This is a genomic window from Sorangium sp. KYC3313, assembly GCF_052075895.1.
GTDB lineage: Bacteria > Myxococcota_A > Polyangia > Polyangiales > Polyangiaceae > Sorangium > Sorangium cellulosum_B.
In genome coordinates this window covers 8171227-8182013 of the sequence record NZ_CP197255.1, presented here as the reverse complement: position 1 = coordinate 8182013, position 10787 = coordinate 8171227, and the positions used below count along the sequence as shown (strand labels likewise).

At 69.7% G+C, this 10787-nt stretch carries 8 protein-coding genes; 5 read left to right on the top strand and 3 right to left on the bottom strand.

The window, feature by feature from the left end:
* Nucleotide 1: 1 nt before the first annotated feature.
* Nucleotides 2-730, bottom strand: a complete 729-nt coding sequence (locus ACSRUE_RS31510) for a hypothetical protein (protein WP_441286825.1) — start codon at nucleotides 728-730, stop codon at nucleotides 2-4.
* 297 nt (nucleotides 731-1027) lie between these two features.
* On the opposite strand from ACSRUE_RS31510, the gene ACSRUE_RS31505 reads away from it, so the two are divergent.
* Genes ACSRUE_RS31505 through ACSRUE_RS31490 form a run of 4 tightly spaced genes read left to right on the top strand, consistent with a single transcriptional unit; the run spans nucleotide 1028 to nucleotide 8217 of the window.
* The gene (locus ACSRUE_RS31505; RefSeq protein WP_441286824.1) at nucleotides 1028-2332 is read left to right on the top strand and encodes a hypothetical protein; all 1305 of its coding nucleotides are present in this window, start codon (nucleotides 1028-1030) and stop codon (nucleotides 2330-2332) included.
* Between the two features lie 2 nt (nucleotides 2333-2334).
* Nucleotides 2335-4368 carry a hypothetical protein gene (locus ACSRUE_RS31500; RefSeq protein ID WP_441286823.1) on the top strand — a complete coding sequence of 678 codons (2034 nt, stop codon included), beginning with the start codon at nucleotides 2335-2337 and terminating at the stop codon, nucleotides 4366-4368.
* Nucleotides 4365-7853: a helicase-related protein gene (locus tag ACSRUE_RS31495; RefSeq protein WP_441286822.1), complete on the top strand. Its 3489-nt coding sequence runs from the start codon at nucleotides 4365-4367 to the stop codon at nucleotides 7851-7853. The genes ACSRUE_RS31500 and ACSRUE_RS31495 overlap by 4 nt, the downstream gene beginning before the upstream one ends.
* The gene (locus ACSRUE_RS31490; RefSeq protein ID WP_441286821.1) at nucleotides 7843-8217 is read left to right on the top strand and encodes a YbjN domain-containing protein; all 375 of its coding nucleotides are present in this window, start codon (nucleotides 7843-7845) and stop codon (nucleotides 8215-8217) included. The genes ACSRUE_RS31495 and ACSRUE_RS31490 overlap by 11 nt, the downstream gene beginning before the upstream one ends.
* A 38-nt stretch (nucleotides 8218-8255) precedes the next feature.
* Here the strand turns inward: ACSRUE_RS31490 and ACSRUE_RS31485 are convergent, their stop codons facing one another.
* Both ACSRUE_RS31485 and ACSRUE_RS31480 read right to left on the bottom strand, forming a co-directional pair.
* Nucleotides 8256-8456, bottom strand: a complete 201-nt coding sequence (locus ACSRUE_RS31485; RefSeq protein ID WP_441286820.1) for a hypothetical protein — start codon at nucleotides 8454-8456, stop codon at nucleotides 8256-8258.
* A gap of 280 nt (nucleotides 8457-8736) precedes the next feature.
* Nucleotides 8737-9759: a zinc-dependent alcohol dehydrogenase family protein gene (locus tag ACSRUE_RS31480; RefSeq protein WP_441286819.1), complete on the bottom strand. Its 1023-nt coding sequence runs from the start codon at nucleotides 9757-9759 to the stop codon at nucleotides 8737-8739.
* Nucleotides 9760-9863: 104 nt separating this feature from the next.
* On the opposite strand from ACSRUE_RS31480, the gene ACSRUE_RS31475 reads away from it, so the two are divergent.
* A complete protein-coding gene (locus tag ACSRUE_RS31475) occupies nucleotides 9864-10787 on the top strand; it encodes a LysR family transcriptional regulator (RefSeq protein WP_441286818.1) in 924 nt (307 codons plus the stop codon).

Genomic DNA, 10787 nt, shown 5'->3' with positions numbered 1-10787 from the left:
GTCAGGGCGCGGCGGCGGCGCGCGCCCAGGTGGCGTCCCCGGGCGCGGCGTCGCTCGAGAGGACGAGGCGGCGGCCCGCGCTGATCGTGGTCTTGCCGGCGGGCGAGGCGAGGGCGGTGGGCTTCTTGGTCTCATTGAGCAGCGCGGCCCCGAGGGCGGCGAGCTGCCGGTGGGCAGGCGGCGTGGCGACGCAGACGACCTGGTCGGCCCAATCGAGGTCTTTGCCTGCCGCGAACGCGGTGACGACGGCGGCGACCGCGCTCGGCCCCACGACGAGCAGCTTGTCGGTGGGCGCGATCGTGCCGACCTCGGGCGGGTCGAGATGCAGATCCCACGACGACGCGGCGGCGAGCAGGGTCTCCCGGACCCCCTCCGGCGGCGCTTCGGCGAGGACCTTGCGCCAGAGCTCCTCGGCGTCGAGGGGATCGAGCGGACTCCACCCGGCGCCGAACGCCTCGTCCTCGGCGGCCGCTCGGAGCGCGAACACGTTGCGAGCGCCGAACGCGGCGGGCCAGTGCGCGTCGGCGTCGCGCAGCAGGAGGTCGAGTCGATCCGCGGTGGTGAGACTGCCACGGAAGGCGCCCCATCGCGCGTCGGCCTCGCTGCCGAAGCGGCGGGTGGTGGGCGCGCGCCGTTCGACGAAGCGGAGCGCCCGGAGCGCGGCCGTGTAGTACCGGGCGCGGTCGGGTACGTCAGGCTGCGTCGTGGTAGCTTGCGTCAGGCTGCTCATCGTGCGCTCCCCTGCGTGGTGCCACCATCACGGCCGGCTGGCCCGGGGATGGCGGCGAAGGGGCGCAACACTAGCCGCTCGGCTGGACGAGGTGAAGGGCGTCCAGGCGATGGTCGTTTCAAGGCTTTCTGGAAAACGCGACCGGCGGCCGCGCCGGCCCTGGCAATCTTCGTGACGGCGACGGTACCCTCGTCCTCCGGTCGAGGCTGCGCGACGACGCGCAGCCTCCAAACGATCGTTCCATCGGCTTCGCGCTGACCGACGCCGAGCTTCCGTGCGCTTCCCCTGATGAGGACCATGGCACCTTTCCTCACCGATCTCGACGAGCGCGCCGCTGTCAAGGGCTCTCGCGACCCGCTCGGTATCCAGGCCATCTGGACCCGCCTCGGCCGCCACGTCATCCACAACCTCACGACCGTGAGCAGCTCGGTCCGCGACTTCACGACGCTGATCCTCGGCTACTGGTTCGTCGAGCGCGTCGCCGAAGCCGGCGCCAGCGGCACGGAGCTCGCCACATTCCTCAAGTGGGAGCAGCTCGCCGCCTACGCCCGCGCCGCGGTCAACGAGGACTTCTCCTTCCGCGGCGTCGAGCGCGTCACCCGGAACCTGAGCGAAGGTCCGAAGATCACCCTATCGGCCGACCGGTCCTGGCAGATCCTCAGCGACCAGAAGATCTACGGCCTCTGGGGTCTCTACACCGTCCCCGCGCGGTCCTCGGGCCTGGTCGAGTCGGATCCTCCCCGGCTCACGCCCGCAGCGCGGGACTTCGTCGAGCGGATGTACCTCCCCGTGCTCGCGGAAGGCGCGGGCCGGGACGGCCGCGCGCTCGTCAACATCCTCCGCAATCCAGCGACGCGCCTCGATTTGCGGGGAAAGGACGCGGGGTTGGTCGACGGGGTGGCCCGGGTCCTCAAGCGCCGAATCCTCGCGAAGGAGCGCGCGTTCTACTGCGACAGCCTGGTCTATGGCGGCCCCGAGGATCGCACCGACGGCCGCCAGCGCGAGCTCGCGGGCCTGCTCCTCGATCCGCCCTTCGCCGGGTCCGGTTTTGCCTGGAGCCCGCCCGCGGTCGGGCAGCTCGTCAAGACCGCGCGGACCCGCCGGGGCGAGGGGAGCGTGCTCGCACAAAAGCTCGATCGGATCCGTCACGCGGAGTCCTTGATGGCGCCCGCTTCGCTGCTCTTCTCGTTCCTGCTGGCTCGAGGCGAGGCCGCCACCGCCGAGGTGGTCGCGGCGCTGCGCGAGCGCTGGGGCCCGCGCGTCACGACGATCGACGTGGAAGGCGTGCAGGCGTTGGAGGCCGAGATCGGCGTCGCCTCCGGTGAGGCTGCAGCGGGAGAGCGCTGGGTGCGGTTCGGGGAGCGGCTCGGCGCCGGCGATTATGCGTCGGCGGTCCAGCTCCTGCTCGAGCAGAACCGCTATGTGATGAAGTCGCGCGCCGGGGCCATTCCGTGGATCGAGGAGCAGGGCGGCCGGCTCGTGGTGCGCTTCCGTGACGAGGGCGGGAACCTGCCGCCGCGCGAGGAGCTGCCCCATCTCTGGCGCTTCCCCTACTTCCTCGATTCGCTGCGGGCGGTGACGCTCGCCCTCAAGGAGGGGTGATCGTGCCGGAGATCCCGCGCGCCGTGCTCTCACGCCACTTCGGCGACCGGATGAACGGGCGGCGCCTCGTGAGCGCCGTCTTCCTCACGTTCCGTTTCGACCCGGGCTTCTTCGAACAGGAGGTGCTCCCCGTCTTCCTCGACATTCCGGTGAGCCACGCGACGGCTGTTCGCCTGGTGCAGCTCGAGGACGCGCTCCGCAGCCTGCCCGGGCACATCGCGGTGTACTACGACGCCAACGGCCTGCAGCAGAGCGACGCCGGCGGGGCAAAGCTCGATGTGCGCCGGATCCCGGTGCAGCACCGGACGGGGATCTTCCACCCGAAGAACGTCTTCGTGCTCGTCGAGGAGAAGGAGCAGAACGCGGAGGGGCAACGGCCGCGGGCGCTGCTGGTGGCGAGCCTCTCGGCCAACCTGACCCGCGCCGGCTGGTGGGAGAACGTCGAGGTGTGCCATCTCGAAGAGATCCCCGAAGGGGGCAAGACGCGGCTTCGCGACGATCTCGTCGGGTTCCTCGGTTGGCTGGAGCGGAAGGTGCCAGCCCAGGAGGAGCACATCGCGCTCCGGGAGATAAGGGCCTTCCTGCGGCGCACGGAGCAGCGCGCGGTCCGCTCCGAGGAGGGGGTGCTCCATACACACTTCTACGACGGGAAGCAGCCGGTCCCAGACTTCCTCGCCGAGGTGACGGGCAACGCTCTCCGGGGCATGTGCCTGGAGGTGATCTCTCCGTACTTCGACGATGCCGCCGAGGCGAAGCCTCTCGAAGATCTCCTCGCTCGCTTCTCACCGCGCGCGGTGCGCGTCTATCTACCGCGCGGTCGCCGGGGCGAAGCGCTCTGCCGGCAGGAACTCTACGAATCGGTGAGCGCCCTGCCGGGCGTGACCTGGGCAGGGCTGCCCAAAGAGCTGCTCCGCAGCGGCGAGATCAAGAACGCGGACAGCCGCCTGGTCCACGCCAAGGTGTACCGCTTCTTCTCGCAGCAACCGAAGCGGGAGATCCTCTTCGTGGGCTCGGCCAACCTGACGAACGCGGCCCACGGGGCCGGTGGTAACGTGGAGACCGGCTTCCTGGTCGAGGTGGTCCCGCCGCGGCGTCCCGACTTCTGGCTCGACGCCGAGGAGCGCCGCCCCGTGCACTTTCAGTTTGCGGGCGAAGACGAGGGCACGGCGGCGTCCGGCGGAACGCGGCTGCGCGTCCGCTACCGCTGGGACACCGGCGCCGCCGAGGTGTACTGGGATGACCTGAAGCCCTCCCCGGGGCTGCGCGTCGAGGCGCAGGGCGAGGAGCTCTTCCGCCTCACCGCGCTGCCCGGCCGCGCGTGGAGCTCGCTGCCCGAGGACGACGCGCGTCGCCTCGCGGTGCTGCTGAAGAGCGCCTCGTTCCTGACCGTGCACGGCGAGGCCGTGACGCCGGGTGTACTCCTGGTCCAGGAGGAGGGCATGTCGCACAAGCCCTCGCTGCTCACGGAGCTCTCGGCAGCCGACATCCTCCGCTACTGGTCGCTCCTCACCGTGGAGCAGCGGGCCGCCTTCCTGGAAGCGCGGGCCCCCGAACTCGCGCTCCTGGGTCAGGGCGCCGACCTGGTGGCGGCCGCCCGTCTGGTCGCTGACGCGAACACCCTGTTCGACCGCTTCGCCGGCATCTTTCACGCCTTCGGCTGCCTGGAGCGGGCGGTGCACGAGGCGCTCGAGAGAGGCAACGAGCGCGAGGCGATCTACCGTCTCTTTGGCAAGAAGTACGACTCGCTCGGGAGCCTGCTGGTGCGTGTCCTCGAAGGGAAGGGACACGCCGATGCCGTCGACAGGTACGTCATCGTGCTCTGCGCCAGGCAGCTTTGCGCCGGGGTGCGGGGGCGATGGCCCGACTTCTGGCGTGAGCACGAGGTCGACGGCAAGGAGCTGGAGCGGTTGTTCGAGGGGGCTCGTCCCATCCGCGAGGCGCTGATTGCAAAGGCGCCCGACGAGATGGGCCCGTTCCTCGCGTGGTTCGACGAACGGTTCCTGCGTCGCCAGAAAGCGCACGAGGCGGGAACATGATCGACCTCCGTACGGCGGCTGAGCTTCTGGATTTCGGGGCCCGCATCGGCGGGGGGCAGCGCGCGCAGGAGCAGCTCGAGGGGGCCGTGGCGCTGCATGACATCCTCTGTCGCCGCGGCGTGGCGTACCTGGCCGACGAGGTCGGGATGGGCAAGACCTACGTGGCGCTCGGGGTGCTCGCCCTGTTCCGCCACTTCGAGCCCACGTTCCGTGTGCTCGTGCTTTCGCCGCGCGAGAACATCCAGCAGAAATGGATGAAGGAGCTCGGGAACTTCGTTCGCCACAACGTCCGCTTCGCGGACATGCGGGTGAAGGCGCTCGACGGGCGCCCGGCCCGCGCCCTCGTCTCCTGCAGCAACCTGCTCGATCTGGTGCGCGAGACCGGGCTCGACGACGACCGTGACTTCTTCGGGCGCTTCAGCAGCTTCAGCCTCCCGCTCTCCGGCGACACGGAAAGCTGGCAACGCGCGCGCGATTCGTTCCGAAAGCACCTGTCCTGGGTCGACCCCGAGGTCTTTGATCTGCGGGTTAAAAAAGAGGCATTCAAGGACAACTTTGCCCGCGCCGTGTGCTGCGCGTTGCCGGTCTTCGACCTGGTGATCGTCGATGAGGCCCACAACCTCAAGCACGGCTTCCGCGAGCAGGCCGCTGCCCGCAACCGCGTCCTCGGCCTCGCCTTCGGCCACCCGTCGGAGAAGACGGACCGGCGGCGCCTCTTCCCCGGGTACGGGTGCCGGGCAAAGCGGGTGTTGTTCCTCTCGGCGACACCCATCGAAGAGACGTACACCCATCTCTGGAACCAGCTCGACCTCTTCGGGCACGCCAAGGGCTTCGAGGGGTTGCGGGATCCGGAGGTGAGCGAGGACGAGAAGAAGAAGCTCGCCGCCGAGGTCCTCGTGCGCCGCGTCACCAGCATCCAGGTGAACGGCGCAGAGCACACGAAGAACCTCTACCGGCGAGAGTGGCGGCGCGGCGGCGTGGCGCAGCACGACCAGCCCATCCGGGTCGAGGACGACCGCCAACGCCTCGTCGTGGCGCTGGTGCAGAAGAAGGTGAGCGAGGTGCTCGGCGACGAGCGATTCAACGCGTCGTTCCAGATCGGCATGCTCGCGTCCTTCGAGAGCTTCCTGCAGACGGCGGGCGTGAAGCGCGACGACGAGGAGGCGAGCAACTTCGACGATCCGGATCAGACCGAAGAGCAGCAGGAGCGGGAGGGCATCGACGTCGGCTCGGTGAACGGGCTCGCCCGCGACTACCGCAAGCGCTTCGACGGGCAGGAGCTGCCGCACCCGAAGATGGACGCGGTTGTGGAGAGCCTGGCCGGCGCCTGGACCGGGGGGCGGAAGGCGCTGGTCTTCGTCCGGCGGGTCGCCTCCGTGAAGGAGCTGAAGCGGAAGCTCGATGATCGCTACGACATGTGGCTCATCGAGACGCTGCGCAGCCGGCTACCGGCGGAGGTTCGACCGAAGCTAGATCAGATGTACGCGCAGTACCGGGCAGAGAAGGTGCAGGCCCGCGATATTGGTTCTGAGACGCCCACACCCGGAGGCGGCGTGCCAGGACGGCCCGGCGCAACGGGCGACGACGAGGATCGGGGCGGGACCGACACCTTCTTTGCATGGTTCTTCCGGGGCCATGGGCCGAAGGGGGTGATCAGCGGCGCCAACGTCCAGCAGCGCTTCGTGCAGCGCGGGGCGACCTACGCGACGTTCTTCGAGGACAACCACGTCATGGCGCTGCTCGGCGCCCGCCCCCAGGGTGTTACAACTGTCCTGGCCGAGGCGCTCGGGATGCCGGTCGAGGCGCTGCGTGCCGAGCTGCGACGGCGGTCGGCGCGCTTCCTGAGCAGCAAGGCGAAGAAGCACGCTCGCGGCGACCGCTTCGAGGCGGTGCAGGCAGCGTCGATCGAGCTGCTCAAGGATCGGGAGGGGCCGCTCTGCGAAGCCGCGCGGGTCATCTGGCACGATCGCTACGAGGCAGCGGCCAAGAAGCCTTATACGAAAGAGCCTCCGGCGATAGGCGACTGGCTCGAGCTCCCCACCTTCTGGACCGAGCTCCGCGAGCGGCCCCGTCTGCGTGCCCGGCTCTGGCCGGAGCCGCGTGCCCGGGACTTCCGTGACGCGTTTCGGGAGCGGGAGCAACGCGCCCAGCTTCTCGCCACGACAGCCCGCCTCGGTCACGCGCTCATCGACCTCTACGTGATGACGATCGGCCGCATTCGCAGCCTCGATCTGCGAGCGCACGAGGTCGCCGAGGACGACGCGACTGTGGTCGACAAGGCGCGCATCGACGAGTACCTCGATCTGCTGGAGGGGCAGATGGCGGCGCCGCTCACGACGAGGTCGTGGGGGGCTTTCGACGAGCTCGCCGCGGTCGCGGATCACTTCGAGCTTATCCTTGATGTCAACGCGCCGGACGCGCGGACGCGCCCACCCTCCGAGACGGCGCGCGTCTTCGGGGACCTGCTTCGTCGGCAGCAGCCCGTAGGCGGCATGTCGGGGCAGGTCAACGGCACGCTGGTCAAACAGTTCCGCATGCCCGGATATCCGTTGGTGCTCGTGACCACCGATCTGCTCCAGGAGGGGGAGGATCTGCATACGTTCTGTTCGGCGGTGCATCACTACGGGATCTCATGGACCCCATCAGCGATGGAGCAGCGCATAGGCCGGATCGATCGCGTGCTCTCACAGACGGATCGTCGCCTGTCTGGGCTTGCGGGGGAGCTCGGCGGCGAGGACATGCTGCAGGTGTACTACCCGCACCTGGAAGACACGGTAGAGGTACTCCAGGTCCACCGCGTCCTCGAGCGGATGAACGTATTTTTGCGCCTGATGCACGAGGGGCTGGGACAGGGCGAGGCGGAGCAGCGAAAGCTCGATGTTGCGAAGGAGATCGTCGGTGGCCGGCGTTACGTGGAGCCGATCCGCACGAGGCTGCGGAGCGCGTTCCCCGTGCCGCGGAGCGCGCTGTCGGGCGGGCGGCGAGGGCTGGCGGTAGATCCAGCGGCCACGCAGGCGGCGCTCGCGCGCTTCGATCGGCTGCGCAGCCGACCATTCGGGACGCTGCGCGTCGCGCTGGAGGAGACGGCGCCGACGGGGGTGCTCCTCGGCACCGTGCAGCTCGATCGTCGCCAGCAGCCGTTCGCGCTCTATCTGCAATCGTTCGGCGAACGGCCGCTGGTCCGATGTATCAGTCCTGTGGGCCGCGTATCGCCCGACGAGGGGCAGGACGCGATCGCCGAAGAGGTATCGGCGCTGCCCGTCCGGCTCGGAGTGATCGACAAGGAGGAGGGGTCGTATGATCTGACCGTCGAGGAAGACGTGCTTCTCGCGGCCGAGGAGCACGACGCTGAGCGCATCGCTGCGCTCATCGGCCGGGTCGCCGCGCAGGCCGATCGGTTGGAGCAGCATCACCTGCCGGGGCATGACGAGCCGCTGGCAACGTTCCGGAGCGACCTGGAGAAGGAGTTGACCGATGGCGCGTGAGTGGACACGCTTGTGCAAGGGCGCGGGCTTCGCGATCGACGGCGACGAGATCGAGGTACGGTTTGCCGACGAGCGGCACCACCGGGTGCGCGTAGACGACGAGGGGGACGCTTTTCGGGTCGTGGGCGTGGTCGCCCAGCGGGCCGAGGTCCAGCGGCAGGAGAATCTCGCCTTGAGGGCTTGGCGCAGGAATCGGTCGACGCAGCTCGTGGGGTTCCGGCTCGACGACCGGGGGCGGCTCGTGGGCGAATCGTGGGTACCGAAGGCGGGGTTGTCGGGAGAGGAGTTCGCGGCGTACGTGCGGCAGGTAGCGGCGGAGTGTGACCGGTTCGAGTACCTGTTGACGGGGAAAGATACGGAGTAGGTCAGCGCTTCGGGCCCGCCCCTCGCCGGCCCTTGTCCCTACTTGACTTCCTCGGCACCCGGCACCTGCTTTCCGATGAGGAAAAGCAGCTCTTCGGCGGCATCGCTGAGGCGAACACAGGGGAACCTGGTGTCGACGGACACCCAGGGAAGCGTGTGATCGATGAGCGCTCGCGTCGCCTTGACAAGCTCGTCGTGCAGAGCGGGATCCGACAGGCGATTCCAGATCCGCCGTGCCATGAGGGTAGGCGTTCGGCGATCCGTATACTGTCTTGGAGCCTCTGCGCTGCGTAGAAACCCGCGCCGGAGGTGTGGATGGACGAGAGCTTTGGCGGCGAGGAGCTGTCGAGGATCTGCAACACGGTGGAGGCGTGCCTGCAGTCCGACTCTGGCTCGAAGAGCGGATGATCAGCAGGCTGCACTCTGTGCGTCCTGTTCTTCTTGGGGCGGTGATGGCGCACCGAGGGCGGCCGTGCGTCGCGCTCGCTCGCGAGCACCGCCCCCTCGGCGCCGCTTCGCCTCAGTCGATCCCGATCACCACCTTCCCGAAGTGCTTCCCCGCCGCGAGCTTCGCGAGCGCCTCGTTCGCCCGCTCGATCGGAAAGACCTCATCGACCACCGGCCGGATCCCGTGCAGCTCGAGCGCCGCCCCGAGCTCCACGGTCGACTGCCTCGACCCGACCACCGCCCCCTCGACGCGGATCGCCCGGAACAGGATCGGCATCGGATCGATCTGGCTCCCAACCCCGCTGAGCAGCCCGATCAAGCTCACCACGCCCCCCGTCTTCACCGCCTGCAGCGATCGCGGCAGCGTCCCCGCGCCGCCCACCTCGATCACCCGGTCCACCCCTTCGCCGCCCGTCAGCCGCAGCACTTCCTCGTGCCACTCCGGCTGCTTCCGGTAGTCGATCGCCTCGGTCACGCCGAGCGCGCGCAGCCGCTCGATCTTCGCCGCGCTGGACGACGTGGCGATCACGCGCAGCCCCGCCGCGCGCGCCAGCTGCGCGGCGAACAGCGACACGCCGCCGGTCCCCTGGACAAGCACCGTCGCCCCAGGCGCCGGCCGCGGCCCCGACTCGAACAGCGCCGTCCACGCCGTCACCCCGGCGCACGTCAGCGTCGCCGCCTCGTTGAACCCGAGGTGCGCCGGCGCGCGGACGATCGCGTCCTCCCCGAACACCACGTGCTCCGCGAGCACCCCGTCGTTCCCGCCCGCGCCGAGCGCCGTGGCGCGGTACTCCCCGCGGAACGGCCCCGAGGCCCACGTCGGGAAGAACGTCGAGATCACGCGATCTCCCTCCTTCCAGCGGCGCACGCCCGCTCCGATCGCAACCACCTCGCCCGCCGCGTCACTGAGCGGGACAAGCCCGTCCTTGCGCTCCCCGCCGTACCGGCCGCGCACGACCATGAGGTCACGGTAGTTGAGCGACGCGGCGCGGACGCGCACCAGCACCTGCCCCGGACCGGGCCTGGGCGCGGGGCGCTCGGCGAGCGTCCACGCGTCCGACTCCGAAGCGTTCTTCCGAATGATGACGGTCTTCATGGCGTGTCCTCCAATCCTCCCTGGACACCCCATCCGTAGATCCATTCCTCCGGGCGCAGTAGTCCGCGCGAGGGAACGTCACCTGTGCTATTTCAGCACAGATCATGATCTCGCTCGCCGCGATCGAGCTGCTCGTCGCCACCGTCGAGACCGGGAGCTTCTCGGGCGCCGCGCGCCGGCTCGGCGTCACGCCGTCCGCGGTGAGCCGGCGCGTGATGCGCCTCGAGCAGGAGCTCGGCGTGGCGCTGCTGGCGCGCACGACGCGGTCGCTCCGCCTGACGGACGACGGGCAGGCCTTCTACGCGCGCTGCGTCCGCATCGTCGAGGAGCTCGGGGAGGCGACCGAGGCGATCGCGCGCGCGAGCAAGAAGCCGGTGGGGCTCCTGCGCGTCGACGCGCCGGTGGCGCTCGGACGGGACGTGATCGCGCCGGGTCTGCCGCGCTTCGCGGCGCGCTACCCCGACGTCCGGATCAACCTGACGCTGCGCGATCAGCACGTCGACCCCGTGGCCGAGGGGCTCGACCTGCTCGTGCGCATCGGCCCGCTCGGCGACTCGAGCCTCGTCGCGCGCCGGCTCGGCGCGAGCCGCCTCGTCCACTGCGCGGCGCCGTCCTACGTCGCGCGGCGCGGCGCGCCCGCGACGCCGGCCGATCTCGCGCACCACGACTGCGTCGGGTACCTGCGCGACGGGCGGCCCACAGGGTTCCGCTTCCTGACCGGAGACGGCGACGCCGTGCTCGAGGTGCCCATCTCCGGGCCGTTCCACGCGAACGACGTGGATGTCCTGAGGCACCTCGCGATCGCCGGGAGCGGGATCATCGCGATGTTCGACTTCCTCGCGAAGGACGCGCTGGCCGAGGGGACGCTCGTGACCGTGCTCGACGAGTTCCCGACGACGACCTGGCCGATTCACGCGCTGTACCCGAAGAACCGGCACCTCTTGCCGAAGGTGCGCGTGTTCGTCGATTTTCTCGCGGAGATCTTCGCTCCACCCTCGCCCGAGCGCCGGCGGAGCGGGCGACGTTGA